Genomic DNA, 15331 nt, shown 5'->3' on the forward strand with positions numbered 1-15331 from the left:
TTTATCTCTTTTTAGGTTTTCTTTTACGCTTCGCTGCCGGCGCATTTTCAAAGAACTTTTTCTTCTTTTTCGGCTTTTTGTCAGAGGAAGCTCCACCGTTTCGAGTGTCACCACTACGGCCGCCCTTGCGTTCCGATCCTCTTGAATCTCCGCCTTTGCGCTTTCGACCGCCAGAACCTGAATTGGCCTTGAAGATTTTCTTCTCGCCTGAAGGACGCGGACGGCTTACTTTCATGCCGATGATTTCAAAATCAATCGCCCGTTCTTCTTTATTGACGTTGGATACCCGAATGTCGATTTCGTCGCCAATCCGGAACACTTTTCCTGTCCGTTCCCCGATCATTGCAAGCTGACGCTCATCAAAGCGGTAGTAATCGTCTGTCATGAAGCTGACATGGACAAGCCCTTCGATGGTGTTCGGCAACTCGACAAACATTCCGAAGTTCGTAACGGAGCCGATGATCCCTGTATATTCTTCTCCGATTTTATCAAGCATATATTCTGCTTTCTTTAAATCATCCGTTTCCCGTTCCGCGTCAACGGAGCGACGTTCGCGTTTCGATGTATGGTCCGCGATATCCGGTAAAATGGCATTCCACTTCTCTTTAGTCGCTTCATCAAGTTTCCCTTTAATCAAATACGTCCGAATTAAACGGTGGACGATCAAATCTGGGTAACGACGGATCGGTGATGTGAAATGAGTGTAAAACTCGGCCGATAGACCAAAGTGACCCAGGCTTTCCGGATCATATTTTGCTTGTTGCATGGAACGGAGCATGACGGTCGAGATGACCGTTTCTTCCGGCTTACCAGCAACGGCTTCGATGATGTCCTGCAAGGCCTTTGGATGTACATCATTGGCAGATCCACGGACGATATATCCGAAGTTCGTGATGAATTCAAAGAAACGTTGTAATTTCTCCGGTTTCGGATCCTCATGAATACGGTAAATGAATGGCACATCAAGACGGTTGAAGTGTTCTGCAACAGTTTCATTAGCAGCAAGCATGAATTCTTCAATCAGCTTCTCTGCGACTGATCTTTCACGTAAAACTACATCCGTTGGGTGGCCTTCTTCATCAACAATCACTCTGGCCTCACTGAAATCAAAGTCGATGGCCCCGCGATTCATCCGTTTTTTACGAAGGATGGCAGCCAATTGTTCCATATTCTGAAACATTGGAACAAGGGATTCATAGCGTTCCATTTGTTCTTCGTCTTTTTCGACAAGAATCTTGTTCACATTTCCATATGTCATCCGTTCCGTCGTTTTAATGACACTATCGAAAATATCATGTAAAACGACTTCCCCATCCGGTGTGATTTCCATTTCACACGATAACGTGAAGCGATCGACCTGCGGATTCAATGAACAAATCCCATTCGATAGACGGTGCGGGATCATAGGAATGACCCGGTCAACCAAATACACGCTCGTCCCTCTTTCAAGAGCTTCCTTATCAATCGGTGATCCTTCTGTCACATAATGGCTGACATCGGCAATATGTACGCCAAGCTTATAGTTGCCGTTTTCAAGTTTAGTCACTCCAACAGCATCATCCAAGTCCTTCGCGTCTGCTCCATCAATCGTAACCAATACTTCATTGCGTAGATCCCGGCGGTTTCCAATTTCGGATTCTTTGATGGTATCTGAAACGGCATTAGCCTGCTCCATCACATCTTCAGGGAATTCCATCGGAAGGCCATATTTATGGATGACGGATAGAATGTCTACACCTGGATCATTTTTATGACCGAGGATTTCAATGACTTCCCCCTCCGCGCTGACGCGTCCTTCCGGATAAGAGGTAAGCTTGACGACAACTTTATGCCCTTCCACCGCTCCATGGGAAGCATGCTGGGGGATGAAGATATCATTGGCGATTTTCTTATCATCTGGAATGACAAATCCGAAACTTTTGCTTTCAGAATATGTACCGACCACTTGTTTGATCCCACGTTCAAGGATCCTGATGACTGTACCTTCCTGTCTTGAACCAGATGTTTCCGAAGAAACCCGGACCATGACAATATCTCCATGCATTGCTGTTCCTGTTTCATTCGGCGGGATGAAAATATCATCCATTCCCGGATTATCCTCCGGCGTCACAAAGGCAAATCCCTTTGCATGTCCGGTTAACTTACCTCGGAATAGATTCATTTTTTGAGGCAGGCCATAACGATTGCTTCTCGTCCTGACCACCAACCCCTTTTCTTCCATCTTAACTAGTGCCTTCACGAAATTCTTGAAGTCCGCCGAGTCTTCGATTTTAAGGGCCTCTTCCAATTCTTGTACCGTAAGTGGCTTATATGCTTCATCTTTCATGTATGTCAGAAGCTTATTTATATGTTCTTGAATATTATCTTCCATAAAAACCCTCCTATTCAGGGTATGATTAATTTATTATTCGGACCAATCCAGGCTTTCTAAAAATTCTAATACATCTTCATGCAGCTGTTCACGCTCTTTATCAAGGGTGATGACATGGCCGGACTCTTCATACCATTTGATTTGCTTAACGGGCGACTCGACAGCTTCATAAATAATATCGGCACTTTTTGAATTGATAACATCATCATGTCGACCCTGCACGACAAAAGTCGGTGCGTAGATATGATCTACGTGCTCACGTACATCCGTTATCAATTCTTGAAGAGCTTTTAATGTACGCATGGGTTTATCAGCAAAGTGGCCCATTTCCTCTTCGATTTGATCTTGTTCTTTTCCCTCGTACTTTTTAAATTCTCTAGCGTAGTCCAATACTCCTTTATACATTGCTTCTTCACTTTTGATATACATAGGCGCACACATTGATACGATACCCTTTATAGGTACAGTGTAACCTAATTTGAGAGAAAATACGCCTCCTAATGACAGTCCAGCAACAGCAATTTCCGTATGGCCTTTTTCTTTTAGAAAATCATAGGCCATCATCACATCTTTCCACCAGTCAGAAGGACCCGTTTCCACCAATTCTTCAGGTGGGACACCATGTCCTTTATAGTGCGGCGCATGGCAGGTATATCCTCTCTTTTCGAGATATCGTCCAAGCATTCGTACATCGGCGGAATTACCCGTAAATCCATGTAAAAGTAAGACCGCCCTTTTTCCACCTTCAAAGGTAAAGGGCTTTTGCAGCTTCATTTTCATATGTAATAGGCTCCTTTAACTGTAACTGTCATATCTACTTGTTTTATAATTTCTAAATTAACTATAGCTATTCCTGCAACTATTGTGCAAAGAAAAAAGCCTAGCTATTTAGCTAGACTCATTTTTTGATCCATTACACATCAAAGTACGCAACAAGTAAAGTTAAAGCAAAGAATAAAACAGCTAATACGATAGTTGCCCGATGAAGAACAAGGTCTAAGCCGCGTGCTTTTTGCTTTCCGAATAACTGCTCAGCACCACCAGCAATCGCACCTGATAAACCTGCACTTTTTCCTGATTGAAGCAATACCGTCACGATAAGCGCGATACTGACAATCACCAAAAGCGTTATGAGTAATGCATGCATGCAATTACACCTCCTGAAGAACCAATAAACAATTACCTTAACTTTACCACACCCATAAGGTATCCACAATCATTGTTATGGAATAATGGAAAGAATTCCTAGACTTCATAGTCATTGTTTTCTTTTTGAATCGAAATTTGAGATAATTCACTTAAAAGAGAAGAAAGAGGTGTTCCTATGTTTAAGCCCATACTCCGGATTCTTGATATACTGACCATCCTATTCTCCGCGGTAGCCGGTTACTCCCTTTGGGCAAACGGCAGTAATTTAATAAGTGTCCTGTTAATCATTCTCTCACCACTTCTACTGCTGCTAGCCAAGTATCATGGAAACCGATATTTATTATTTGCTGCATATATCACGACAACCATTTATTTTACTGCTATTATTTATAATGGACTTTCAGATAGCAGCATCGACTTTTTCCAATCGGGCATCAGCGTCTTATTACTAGGATTAGCGGCCTTTTTATTGAGTATCATAGCCGCCGTCATAGGGTTTGGTACGAATACGCTTACCATTCTCTGGCTCGCCTTACATGCGCTTGTCAGCTTTGAAACAGTTACGATGAACAGTGCTTCCGGGTTCCTTTCCCACTTTTGGACAACCCCGGTGGTCGAAGCCGCCATCCGTAATGATTTTCCTTTTTTATTGATGATCATCTGGATTGGCTTGTTTCTAGATAAATACCAGCGGGAGTTAACAAGGGACTATTTATCCCGATAATATTCTTAGAACCTTATTTTTTTGGAAATCTTATTTATACCAAGGAGCTTTTCGTATGTTAAAACCTATATTCACCGCAACCGCTCTTTCTTCCTTCATCTTACTAGCTGGATGTTCGTTCGATTTTTCATCGGATGAGAAGAAAGAACAAAAAGAAGAACAATCATCCCAGAATGCCTCAGAAGAAACGCAGAAGGATGATTCTGCAGGGCAAGTCAAACATCAAGTTGCCGTCGATACAACGGCAAAACCTGCCCAGGAAGGCCTTCAGACATTAGCCGAGCCTGAAAGTATACCAGTCTTGGTCAATAAACAATACAGCCTTCCCGAAAGTTACAAACCGACTGACCTGATCTATCCAAAAGTCGATTTCATCTTCGAGGATAAAATCGAGAAACGGATGATGAGAAAAGAAGCCGGTAAAGCGCTAGAGAAAATGTTCCAAGCGGCTGAAAAAGACAATATGCATCTAGCCGGCGTTTCCGCTTACCGCTCGCACCAAACTCAGATCGCCATCTTCAGCAACTATGTCGCACAGGACGGCGAAGAAAAGGCTAAAACATATAGTGCCCTGCCTGGAACAAGCGAGCATGAGACAGGGTTATCCATTGATGTCACAACACATGACGGGGCCTGTGCTGCCCAAGACTGCTTTGGTGACTCAGAAGAATCTTCATGGCTTGCAAAGAACGCCCACGAGTATGGATTCATCATCCGGTATCCTGAGGGGAAAGAGGATATCACGGGCTACAAGTATGAACCATGGCACATCCGCTACGTCGGTGTCGATGTCGCTACAGAGATATTTGAGGCCAACAGCACATTGGAAGAATATTATAACGCTGTACCGGTAGAAGCCAGTACTAAGAAATAACAAATGGGGGTGTCCGAGGGTGGACGCCCCTTTTTTTGAGTTTAATCAAACGTTTGATTAAACCCATTACTTGCTGGTATCTCTAGCTTTAGACGTTCATAGAACAAAAGAAAGTGCCTCTAGTTTCAATGGTAATTCACTGCTCTCCCTTGATCAACACGGGGATATTAATGAACCCGTAACAATTGGATTAATTCTATGATTCTTTCATCCTCACCCGGGTCAACGTACACGCGCTTTGTTTGGGTAATTATGTCTGTATAGAACTTCTCACCAGCAGGATACCTCCCGTCCCAGCGTAAAGGGACATTATATACATGAATTGTACCGTCCCCATTGCTAGAATACGTAACGGATCCATCCACCAAGCGAGAACCTGCTAACTGAACAACATCTTTTGGATAGGCAGCACTTGTGTCATCATTAGGATTGAGCGGAGTGCCTGCTGGAAAATGCCTCACATTCAATTCATCAATATCCTGATTCGCGCCAAGCTGCAACCAAATTCTAGCATACTCAATCTGTTCAGTAGAGTACATGGATAGTGTTTGTTTCCCTTTCTTATCACCTGTTTGTTTCCCATCACTTTCCGGTGAGGGAGCGATGTCATTCGCCGCTTCGTCATCTGCCCCCCCTAGCTCATCTGTTGCTCTACTCTCATCTATGCCGGATACTTCTTCTGAATCTGACATTACATCTTTTCCTGAAGAATCAACTGCGGATTCTTTACCAGCACATCCTACAAGCATTCCTGATAACAACAATGAAGCCCCATAAAATAAGAGTTTCCTAATTAGCTTTTTCATCGCCCCAGTCCTTCCTATTCCCACGGTTATATTTACCGTTCTCTAAATTGTAGTATATTGGAAATTTATACTAAAATCATTATCAAAAATATGAGGAGTGGGTTTGATGATGATTGTGACAGCAAAAAAAATAAGGCACCGCTTCTCGTCAGAAGCGGCGCCTTTTTTTCATTATTTCTTCAAGTTATAGAAAGATTTCAAGCCGCCATAGACAGCCAAGTCACCAAGTTGGTCTTCGATGCGAAGAAGTTGGTTGTACTTAGCAATACGGTCTGTACGGGACATGGAACCTGTTTTGATTTGCCCTGCATTTGTCGCAACAGCGATGTCAGCGATCGTTGCATCCTCTGTTTCACCTGAACGGTGAGAAACGACGGCTGTATAACCAGCGCGTTTAGCCATTTCGATGGCATCGAACGTTTCAGTCAATGTACCGATTTGGTTTACTTTGATTAAGATGGAGTTGCCGATACCTTTTTCGATACCTTCAGCCAATTTTTTCGTGTTCGTAACGAATAAATCGTCACCAACCAATTGAACCTTTGTTCCAAGGCGTTCCGTTAGAAGCTTGTGACCATCCCAGTCATTTTCGTCCAAGCCATCTTCGATAGAAAGGATTGGGAACTCATTCACTAGCTCTTCATAGAAAGCGACCATTTCTTCAGAAGTCACGCCATTGCGTCCTTCGCCAGCAAGGTCGTATTTGCCTGTTTCTTTGTTATAGAACTCAGAAGAAGCAACGTCCATACCAAGATAGATGTCTTCGCCAGCTTTGTAACCAGCTTTATCGATTGCTTCGATGATGACTTGAAGGGCTTCACGGTTTGAACCAAGGTTTGGCGCAAATCCACCTTCATCACCAACAGCTGTATTTAAGCCTTTAGATGAAAGAACCGATTTCAATGCATGGAATACTTCTGCACCCATACGGACGGCTTCTTTAAAGCTAGGAGCACCGACAGGAAGAATCATGAATTCTTGGAAGTCCACATTGTTGTCCGCATGTGATCCACCGTTAATGATGTTCATCATTGGAGTCGGAAGTTGTTTAGCATTGAATCCTCCAAGGTAGCGATACAATGGTAGTCCTGAGAATTCTGCTGCAGCATGGGCAGCGGCCATGGAAACACCAAGAATCGCATTAGCGCCCAGGTTCCCTTTGTTTTCTGTTCCATCTAATTCAATCATCGTTAAATCAAGACCAGCTTGATTGGTTACATCCAAGCCGATGACTGCTTCAGCAATGATATTATTTACGTTATCAACTGCTTTTTGTACCCCTTTGCCAAGGTAACGAGATTTATCTCCGTCACGAAGTTCAACCGCTTCGTGTTCTCCTGTTGATGCACCAGATGGCACGATCGCACGGCCAAAGTATCCTGACTCTGTTTGAATTTCTACTTCTACTGTTGGATTACCACGTGAATCTAGTACTTCGCGTGCATATACATGTTCGATATACGGCATTTAAATCTCTCCTTTTTTATTGCTGTTTTATTTAAATAATAGGGATTTACCCGTCATTTCGACAGGTTTTTCAACTCCAAGCAAATCAAGCATCGTTGGAGCCAAATCACCTAGAATTCCACCTGTTCTTAATGTTACCTGATTTTTTGTGACAATGACAGGTACAGGGTTTGTTGTATGTGCTGTCATTGGGTTCCCTTCAAGCGTCACGACTTCATCGGCATTTCCGTGATCGGCCGTGATGATGGCTGTACCGCCCTTTGCAACGATTAGGTCGACAATCTTACCAAGGCATTCATCGACGGTTTCAATCGCTTTAATAGTAGGCTCTAGCATCCCTGAGTGACCAACCATATCCGGATTGGCAAAATTCAAGAGAATCGCATCAAAGCGGTCCGCCTCAATTTGCTCCAGCAAAGCATCCATCACTTCATAGGCACTCATTTCAGGTTGTAGATCGTATGTAGCAACCTTTGGAGAATTAATTAGGATTCTCTCTTCGCCAGGAAACTTCTCTTCACGGCCACCGCTCATGAAAAATGTCACATGTGGATATTTTTCCGTTTCAGCGATACGAAGCTGTGTAAGATTGTTTTGAGAAAGTACTTCTCCTATTGTATTATCAAGATTTGTCGGCTTAAAAGCAACATATCCGTCAACAGTTTCCGAGAAATGTGTCAAACAGACAAAATGAAGGTGCTCAGGATGTCCCGGACCACGATCGAATGAACGGAAGTCCTTGTTCGTGAACGTATTGGATATTTGAATGGCACGGTCTGGACGGAAGTTATAGAAAATAACGGCATCTTCGTCCTGTATTGTCGCTACAGGCTTACCATCTTCAGCGGTAATGACAGAAGGAATCACAAACTCATCGAAAATACCATGTTCATACGAATCGTCCACACACTCCATTGCCGAACCGTATGCTGGTCCATCTCCGTATACCATGGAACGGTATGATTTCTCCACGCGCTCCCATCGTTTATCTCGGTCCATCGAGTAATAACGTCCGGAAATGGTAGCGAATTGTCCTACACCAATTTCCTTCATTTTGGCTTCGGCATCTTTAATATACCCTTTTGCCGTTTTCGGTCCGACATCTCGGCCATCCAAAAATGCATGAACAAATACATCTTTGACGCCTTCTTTCGCTGCCAGCTTCAGAAGGGCATATAAATGCTCAATATGACTGTGTACGCCACCATCTGAAAGTAAACCGAACAAGTGAAGGGCCGTACCCTTTTCCTTGGCATGGGTCATGGCATCAAGTAATGTTGGGTTTTCCGCGAATTCGCCTTCACGAATGGCAAGATTGACACGCGTCAAGCTTTGATAGACGATCCGCCCTGCCCCGATATTCAAGTGTCCTACTTCAGAATTCCCCATTTGACCCGCAGGTAGACCAACCGCTTCCCCACTTGCAGTTAAATGCGAGTGAGGATATTGTTCCCAAAATCGATCGAAATTAGGCTTTTTTGCATGATAAACTGCATTTCCCTCTTCTTCCTTCCGGCATCCAAAGCCGTCTAAGATGATAAGAGCGACAGGCGATTTACTCATATTGACCAGCCTCCAACAATTGTAAAAATGAATCGGGTTTCAAGCTTGCGCCACCAACCAAAGCACCATCGATATCTGGTTGAGCCATATATTCCTTGATGTTTTCAGGTTTCACACTACCACCATATTGAATGCGGACCGCTTCTGCCGCTTCTTTAGAAAACTTGTTAGCCACAACTGAACGGATATGGGCACACACTTCATTGGCATCCTCAGCAGATGATGACTTGCCAGTTCCGATGGCCCAAATTGGTTCATAGGCAATGACCGTTTGTTTCAATTGATCTTCAGTTAGACCGGCAAGGCCTTTTTCAATCTGCCCTCCAACGAAATCATTGGTTTCGCCAGCTTCCCTTTGCTCAAGTGTTTCCCCACAGCAAACGATAGGTGTCAGGTTATGTTTAAAAGCGGCATGCACTTTCTTATTCACGGCTTCATCCGTTTCATTAAACATTTCACGGCGTTCAGAATGACCAAGGATGACATAGGAAACGCCGATATCAGCAAGGGAAATCGGGCTGATTTCTCCAGTGAATGCGCCATTTTCTTCATAGTGCATATTTTGTGCACCAATCTTCACATCTGTTCCTTGTGCTGATTGAACAAGTTGATTCAAAAATAATGCCGGAGCACAGACTACCGAATCAATCTTATCCGCTTTTGGAATTAGTGTATTGACTTCTTCTAAAAACCCGGTCGCTTCTGATAATGTTTTATTCATTTTCCAGTTACCTGCAATAATCGGTTTTCTCATTCGTTCTCCATCCCTTCTAGAGTTGTTATTTTCTCGGATTGTCATTCTTACTTATCGTTCAAAGCCACGACGCCTGGTAATTCCTTACCTTCCATGAACTCAAGAGAGGCACCGCCACCCGTTGAAATATGGGACATCTTCTCGGCAAGACCGAACTTCTCCGCTGCTGCCGCTGAATCGCCGCCGCCCACGATGCTGTATGTATCTTTTGCATCCGCTAAGGCTTTTGCAACTGCTTTCGTTCCATTCGCAAATTTATCAAATTCAAATACACCCATCGGTCCGTTCCAAATGACCAACTTAGATCCTTTAATGACATCTGCAAAAAGTTCGCTTGTTTTAGGTCCAATATCAAGACTCATTTTATCACTTGGGATTGAATCGATATCGACAATTTCCGTTTCCGCATCAGGAGAAAATTCCGCTGTAACGACCGCATCGATCGGCAAATGCATTTTGACGCCTTTTGCCTTCGCACTTTCAATGAATGACTTGGCCAGTTCGATTTTATCTTCTTCCAATAACGACGTGCCAACTTCATGGCCTTGGGCTTTAATAAAGGTATAACCCAATCCACCGCCAATTATCAAGTGATCCACTTTTTCTAAAAGATTTTCGATGACGCCGATTTTATCTTTTACTTTAGCTCCACCGATGATGGCGGTAAATGGACGATCAGGTTCGGATAAAGCTTTTCCTAAAACGGAAAGTTCCTTTTCCATCAACAATCCGGCAACGGCTGGAAGATGGTGGGCAATTCCTTCTGTTGACGCATGGGCACGGTGAGCTGCCCCGAAAGCATCATTGACATAGACATCTGCAAGTTTCGCAAATTCCTTCGCCAATTCGGGATCATTCTTTTCTTCCCCAGGATAAAAGCGTACGTTTTCCAGCAATAGAAGCTCGCCATCCTTTAACCCTTCGATGATGGATTGTACAGCCTCTCCATATGCTTCATCAGCTCTCTGTACGTCTTTGCCGATCAGCTGGCTCAATCTTTCTGCAACAGGAGCTAAGCGTAATTCTTCTACAACTTGTCCCTTAGGACGACCAAGGTGACTGGCTAATATAACTTTTGCCCCTTGTTCGATTAAGTACGTGATAGTCGGTAATGCAGCCTTGATTCTCGTATCATCGGAAATCTTACCATCCTGCATCGGAACGTTGAAGTCCACTCGACAAAATACGCGTTTTCCTTTTAATTCAATATCTTTAATCGACTTTTTATTCATAATCCAAGAACCTCCTTAGATATGGTTACTATATTTTCCACTCTATTAGTAAAAAGGGAGTCAACGACTTTCCAACTCCCTTTTTCTCTTTTCCATTATAATCTGTAAACGGATAATTATCCAAAAACAAGCGTTTTTTATGCTGTTATAAAAAAAACCTCACCTTCGTGAGGTTTTTTACTATTTATAATTTAAGCGAATTACAGACCTTTTTTAGCAAGATATCCAATTAAGTCTACAACACGGTTAGAGTATCCTGTTTCATTATCATACCAAGATAATACTTTTACCATGTTACCTTCCATGACCATTGTAGAAAGCGCATCAATTGTAGAAGAAGATGGGTTTCCGTTATAGTCACCAGATACTAGTGGAAGTTCACTGTATTCAAGAATGCCTTTAAGTTCGCCTTCAGACGCTTTTTTGAACGCTGCATTTACTTCTTCAGCTGTCACGTCTTTTTCAAGCTCAGCCACTAAGTCCACTACAGACACGTTTGGTGTAGGTACACGCATTGCCATACCATTTAATTTTCCTTTTAACTCAGGAAGGACAAGCGCTACAGCTTTAGCTGCACCTGTTGTTGTCGGAATGATATTTTCAGCAGCTGCACGTGCACGGCGATAATCTTTATGAGGTAAGTCTAGAATTTGTTGGTCATTTGTATATGAGTGAACAGTTGTCATCATTCCACGTTTAATACCAAATTGTTCTTGAAGGACTTTAGCAAAAGGAGCTAAGCAGTTTGTCGTACAAGATGCATTTGAAATAACGTGATGGTTTGCTGCGTCATATTTTTCTTCATTTACACCCATGACAATTGTAATATCTTCATCAGAGGCAGGAGCAGAGATGATGACTTTCTTCGCACCAGCTTCTAAATGTTTAGCTGCATCGGCACGTTTTGTAAAACGTCCTGTTGATTCAACGACAACTTCTACACCAAGTTCGCCCCAACCTAATTGTGCTGGATCACGTTCAGCCAATACTTTGACTTTATGTCCATCAACTACCAGGTAATCCCCGTCCACTGTTACTTTCTCTTGTAGAGAACCATGAATGGAGTCATATTGTAGAAGGTGTGCCAACATATTAGCATCCGTTAAGTCGTTAATAGCGACGATGTCCACCTCTGGATTTTTTAATGCTGCGCGGAATACGTTACGTCCAATACGTCCAAAACCATTAATACCAACTTTTACTGTCATGAAAAATTCCTCCTCTTAAGTTCGAAAATATTTTATTAAAGGGTATGATATCCCTGAATTAACTCCATTGCTGCCGCCTCATCCGTAATCAAAACCGTGGATGAAGGAGCGCCTTTCATATAGGAACGGATTGCCTTCGCTTTAGTCTTTCCACCAGCGACAGTTATCACTCGCTTTTCTGGGCTAAGATCCTCTAATTGAATGCCGACGGTCAAGACTTTGTGGACAACAGTTCCATCTTCATCGTAATAATAACCAAACGCTTCACCTACAGCATTTCCATCATGTAGCTTTTTTAACATATCAGGTGTTGTATTTCTTCGCTTAGCCATCGCTAAAGCATCACCGATACCATGGATAATCATATCTGCAGATTTAATTTTGGTGATGACCTCTTTCATCGCAGGCTCCTTCATGAAGGAAGCATACGACTCATCGCTCAATTGATCGGGTACATACAATACCCGGTATGATGCGCGAGCTTTATGTGCCATTTTTTCTACAATCGTGTTTGCTTGGTTCTGCGTTGCTTCGCCAAGACCCCCTCGGGCTGGAACAAATGTCAATTGCATCGATGCTTCATCTGGTGATAAAGAATTGGCTACTTCGGCCATTGTCGACCCGCCAGTAACCGCTATGGTGTTTTTCATGCTCCATTCCCGCTTCATACGGTTTGCACAGGCTTTACCCAAATCTTTTTTTACCCAAGGCGATTCATCACAGTTTCCTGAGACGATAATGACCTCGTCAACCTGTAGCATTTCCTGCAATTGCCGCTCCATAATGTCTATACCCATTACTTCTCGCATTATTCCTTCCAATTTTTCCAGGATTTCAATCCCTTCTTCAGAAAGCAACATGCCAGAACTAAATATATTTATGAGGTTCTGACCTTTTAGAAAATCAATTTCACTTCGAAGGGTCCGCTCCGTCAAATTAAGGCTAACAGCCAGACTTCGCCTTCCCACTGGTTGCAACATTTTGATATAACGCAGGATATCATACCTTTTTTGCATAACCGAAAGGAAATCGGGCAATAATTTTCTTTGTACTTCGAGTAATGTATGCATGTTAAAACTCCTAATAAATCTTTATGGACATATTATGTCCCACCTAGTCATTTTTTGTCCCACTTAAAATAAAAAAATATTCCTGCTACATACTTTATTCTAGCAGGAACGGAATGTTTCTTCAAATCATTTGATAGTTTATTTTTCCAAAAAGCTGCGAATCGTTGATATATCAACATTTCCGTACTGAATGATTCTTCCATCCTTCTCAATGACTGGAATCATTAGCCCGTACTTTTCTAGTAGCGCATCATCAGAATGAATATCGATTTCTGAATAATGCAGGTCGGATTCCCGTTTTAATTCATCCAGAACCCGTTTTGCCTTCACACATAGCGGGCATTGTTCCCTGCTATACAAAATGAATGTCTTCTTTTCCACCGTTACTCATCCTTTTCAATCATATCTTTTTCGTTTAGACGAAGAGGGAATGCCCAGTTGCTCCCGGTACTTCGCTACGGTTCGCCGTGCCAGGATGATTCCCTTCTCTTCTTTTAACCAAGTCACCAAATCTTGATCGGAAAGCGGCTTTTGCTTATTTTCGTTTTGGATGGCTGCCTGCAGATACTTTTTCGCCTGCATGCCTGACATATCTTCCACATGGCCAACCGACTGCAAGGACGTAGTGAAAAATATCCTCATTTCTAATGTACCAAAAGGTGTTTGAACATATTTCCCTTTGACAGCCCGACTTACGGTGGACTCATGAATACCGATTTCGTCCGCGATCTCCTTCATCGTCATTGGCTTTAAATAATTCAGCCCATGAAGAAAGCAGGCAGGCTGCTTTTCAACGATCGTTTGCATGACCTTTAGAATGGTTTCCTTACGCTGTTGGATTCCTTTTGAAATCCATTGAAACTCCTGCCACTTGTCCTGAATGAAACGCTGTACACCTTGATCTTTGTAACTCTTCATTTGGTTCAGATACCCTTTATCTACATGTAGATTCGGCGAATTCCCATCTGAATTTCCGACTAGCAGGATACCATCGATCGCTTCCACGACTACATCCGGTACAATATAGGAGGGCTTTTCCTGAAAAAAGAGTGACCCGGGCCTTGGGTTCAATGTCTGGACATAATCAAGCACTTGTTGTATTTCCTTCAAAGAGACACAAATCTTCTTACTTAAGTCTTTCCAGCGCTTTTCCACGAACTCGAGGAAATAGTTTTCAAGGATGGACTCCGCCAGTGGATTCACCCCTTCTGCTTTTGCCTGAAGAAGGAGGCACTCCTGCAGATTCCTTGCCCCTAGACCATGTGGCTCAAGCTCTTGTAACATTCCTAAGCTTTCTTCCAAAACGGCAGAAGACATACCGGGTTCACATATATCATCCAAATGAATCCGCAAATAACCATTTTCATCAAGGTTACGGATCAAGAACAATATAGCCTTTTGGTGTTCACCGGTTAGCTTTTGGTGATTTAATTGTGACATGACATGCTGTTCAAGTGAAAATGTGTCTTCACTCAATTGTTCAATCCAATAGTTCGAGTCATACGTGTTTTTTATATGTTGTTTTCCTTTTTTACGATCATAGGTAGGTTGAAATAAAGCGGAAACTGGTTGTTCCAGGGATATTAGAGGATTTTCCTCCACTTTGTTTTCTAAAAAGGATGTAAGCTCTTGTGTGGAATACTGCAACAATGTAATAGATTGCATTAATTCCTGGGTCATAGCCATTTTTAATGTTTGCTGTTGAAAAAGACCTGCCTTCATGTTCATACTCATCGATTCATCCCTCCCCCATTCCATTTTACATGATTAGGAGATAATTCTACACAAAAATTTGGAAACGCTTACTTTTTTCTGGAATGGTATAGTCGTATTTTATATAGCTTATGCTGAGGCAAAGCCCATCACGACTACTTTCCTGGAAATGACAAAGTTTCCTTGGAACAGATAAAAAATCGAGGATTTCAAACAAGAATCGAGTCTTTTTTCCATAAAAAAATCCCCTGCTTAATACATAAGCAGAAGATTTAGTAATGCCCTCGGCAGGAATCGAACCTGCATTTCAAGCTTCGGAGGCTTGCGTTCTATCCGTTGCACTACGAGGGCAGAATGGGAAGTTGGTTAACAACAGACTTAATTATATGATATAAACCGT

Annotated in this window: 14 protein-coding genes and 1 tRNA gene; 2 read left to right on the forward strand and 13 right to left on the reverse strand. The window is 42.7% G+C overall.

From position 1 onward, the window contains the following. Position 1: 1 nt before the first annotated feature. The 3 genes from rnr to secG all read right to left on the reverse strand — a co-directional run bounded on the left by rnr (position 2) and on the right by secG (position 3518). The gene (gene rnr / locus ACIQXR_RS04815; RefSeq protein WP_402870777.1) at positions 2–2371 is read right to left on the reverse strand and encodes a ribonuclease R; all 2370 of its coding nucleotides are present in this window, start codon (positions 2369–2371) and stop codon (positions 2–4) included. A 33-nt stretch (positions 2372–2404) separates the two neighbouring features. Next, positions 2405–3151: an alpha/beta hydrolase gene (locus tag ACIQXR_RS04820; protein ID WP_402870774.1), complete on the reverse strand. Its 747-nt coding sequence runs from the start codon at positions 3149–3151 to the stop codon at positions 2405–2407. A gap of 133 nt (positions 3152–3284) precedes the next feature. Continuing rightward, positions 3285–3518 (reverse strand): preprotein translocase subunit SecG, encoded by a 234-nt coding sequence (secG, locus tag ACIQXR_RS04825; RefSeq protein WP_402870772.1) that lies wholly within the window; start codon positions 3516–3518, stop codon positions 3285–3287. 177 nt (positions 3519–3695) lie between these two features. On the opposite strand from secG, the gene ACIQXR_RS04830 reads away from it, so the two are divergent. Beyond that, positions 3696–4244: a hypothetical protein gene (locus tag ACIQXR_RS04830; protein ID WP_402870769.1), complete on the forward strand. Its 549-nt coding sequence runs from the start codon at positions 3696–3698 to the stop codon at positions 4242–4244. A gap of 55 nt (positions 4245–4299) precedes the next feature. Then, positions 4300–5118, forward strand: coding sequence for a M15 family metallopeptidase (locus tag ACIQXR_RS04835; protein WP_402870767.1), 819 nt, complete (start codon positions 4300–4302; stop codon positions 5116–5118). Positions 5119–5285: 167 nt separating this feature from the next. Here ACIQXR_RS04835 and ACIQXR_RS04840 read toward each other — a convergent pair whose 3' ends face one another. The 10 genes from ACIQXR_RS04840 to ACIQXR_RS04885 all read right to left on the reverse strand — a co-directional run bounded on the left by ACIQXR_RS04840 (position 5286) and on the right by ACIQXR_RS04885 (position 15282). Continuing rightward, positions 5286–5924 (reverse strand): hypothetical protein, encoded by a 639-nt coding sequence (locus tag ACIQXR_RS04840; protein WP_402870764.1) that lies wholly within the window; start codon positions 5922–5924, stop codon positions 5286–5288. Positions 5925–6095: 171 nt separating this feature from the next. Next, positions 6096–7391 carry a phosphopyruvate hydratase gene (eno, locus tag ACIQXR_RS04845; RefSeq protein WP_402870762.1) on the reverse strand — a complete coding sequence of 432 codons (1296 nt, stop codon included), beginning with the start codon at positions 7389–7391 and terminating at the stop codon, positions 6096–6098. A gap of 27 nt (positions 7392–7418) precedes the next feature. Then, entirely contained in the window at positions 7419–8954 is a 1536-nt protein-coding gene (gene gpmI, locus ACIQXR_RS04850; RefSeq protein WP_403079567.1) for a 2,3-bisphosphoglycerate-independent phosphoglycerate mutase, read from the reverse strand. Then, the gene (tpiA, locus tag ACIQXR_RS04855) at positions 8947–9708 is read right to left on the reverse strand and encodes a triose-phosphate isomerase (protein ID WP_402870757.1); all 762 of its coding nucleotides are present in this window, start codon (positions 9706–9708) and stop codon (positions 8947–8949) included. Before tpiA ends, gpmI begins: the two co-directional genes overlap by 8 nt. 47 nt (positions 9709–9755) lie before the next feature. Further along, positions 9756–10940, reverse strand: coding sequence for a phosphoglycerate kinase (locus tag ACIQXR_RS04860; protein WP_402870754.1), 1185 nt, complete (start codon positions 10938–10940; stop codon positions 9756–9758). A gap of 200 nt (positions 10941–11140) precedes the next feature. After that, positions 11141–12148: a type I glyceraldehyde-3-phosphate dehydrogenase gene (gap, locus tag ACIQXR_RS04865; RefSeq protein ID WP_402870751.1), complete on the reverse strand. Its 1008-nt coding sequence runs from the start codon at positions 12146–12148 to the stop codon at positions 11141–11143. Between the two features lie 35 nt (positions 12149–12183). Then, positions 12184–13218: a sugar-binding transcriptional regulator gene (locus ACIQXR_RS04870; protein WP_402870748.1), complete on the reverse strand. Its 1035-nt coding sequence runs from the start codon at positions 13216–13218 to the stop codon at positions 12184–12186. 138 nt (positions 13219–13356) lie between these two features. Beyond that, positions 13357–13599, reverse strand: coding sequence for a glutaredoxin family protein (locus ACIQXR_RS04875; RefSeq protein ID WP_402870745.1), 243 nt, complete (start codon positions 13597–13599; stop codon positions 13357–13359). 15 nt (positions 13600–13614) lie between these two features. After that, positions 13615–14952: an RNA polymerase factor sigma-54 gene (gene rpoN, locus ACIQXR_RS04880; protein ID WP_402870743.1), complete on the reverse strand. Its 1338-nt coding sequence runs from the start codon at positions 14950–14952 to the stop codon at positions 13615–13617. A gap of 258 nt (positions 14953–15210) precedes the next feature. Continuing rightward, positions 15211–15282, reverse strand: a tRNA-Arg gene (locus ACIQXR_RS04885). Between the last annotated feature and the right edge of the window lie 49 nt (positions 15283–15331).

This window comes from Peribacillus sp. NPDC097224 (assembly GCF_044761985.1).
Taxonomy (GTDB): domain Bacteria; phylum Bacillota; class Bacilli; order Bacillales; family DSM-1321; genus Peribacillus.

What these genes read in the sequence shown, in the direction of transcription:
- ACIQXR_RS04830 (WP_402870769.1), top strand. Translation starts at nt 3,696, where the DNA reads ATGTTTAAGCCCATACTCCGGATTCTTGATATACTGACCATCCTATTC.
- gpmI (WP_403079567.1), bottom strand. Translation starts at nt 8,954, where the DNA reads ATGAGTAAATCGCCTGTCGCTCTTATCATCTTAGACGGCTTTGGATGC.
- ACIQXR_RS04860 (WP_402870754.1), bottom strand. Translation starts at nt 10,940, where the DNA reads ATGAATAAAAAGTCGATTAAAGATATTGAATTAAAAGGAAAACGCGTA.
- secG (WP_402870772.1), bottom strand. Translation starts at nt 3,518, where the DNA reads ATGCATGCATTACTCATAACGCTTTTGGTGATTGTCAGTATCGCGCTT.
- rnr (WP_402870777.1), bottom strand. Translation starts at nt 2,371, where the DNA reads ATGGAAGATAATATTCAAGAACATATAAATAAGCTTCTGACATACATG.
- gap (WP_402870751.1), bottom strand. Translation starts at nt 12,148, where the DNA reads ATGACAGTAAAAGTTGGTATTAATGGTTTTGGACGTATTGGACGTAAC.
- ACIQXR_RS04835 (WP_402870767.1), top strand. Translation starts at nt 4,300, where the DNA reads ATGTTAAAACCTATATTCACCGCAACCGCTCTTTCTTCCTTCATCTTA.
- rpoN (WP_402870743.1), bottom strand. Translation starts at nt 14,952, where the DNA reads ATGAGTATGAACATGAAGGCAGGTCTTTTTCAACAGCAAACATTAAAA.
- ACIQXR_RS04820 (WP_402870774.1), bottom strand. Translation starts at nt 3,151, where the DNA reads ATGAAAATGAAGCTGCAAAAGCCCTTTACCTTTGAAGGTGGAAAAAGG.
- tpiA (WP_402870757.1), bottom strand. Translation starts at nt 9,708, where the DNA reads ATGAGAAAACCGATTATTGCAGGTAACTGGAAAATGAATAAAACATTA.
- ACIQXR_RS04870 (WP_402870748.1), bottom strand. Translation starts at nt 13,218, where the DNA reads ATGCATACATTACTCGAAGTACAAAGAAAATTATTGCCCGATTTCCTT.
- eno (WP_402870762.1), bottom strand. Translation starts at nt 7,391, where the DNA reads ATGCCGTATATCGAACATGTATATGCACGCGAAGTACTAGATTCACGT.
- ACIQXR_RS04840 (WP_402870764.1), bottom strand. Translation starts at nt 5,924, where the DNA reads ATGAAAAAGCTAATTAGGAAACTCTTATTTTATGGGGCTTCATTGTTG.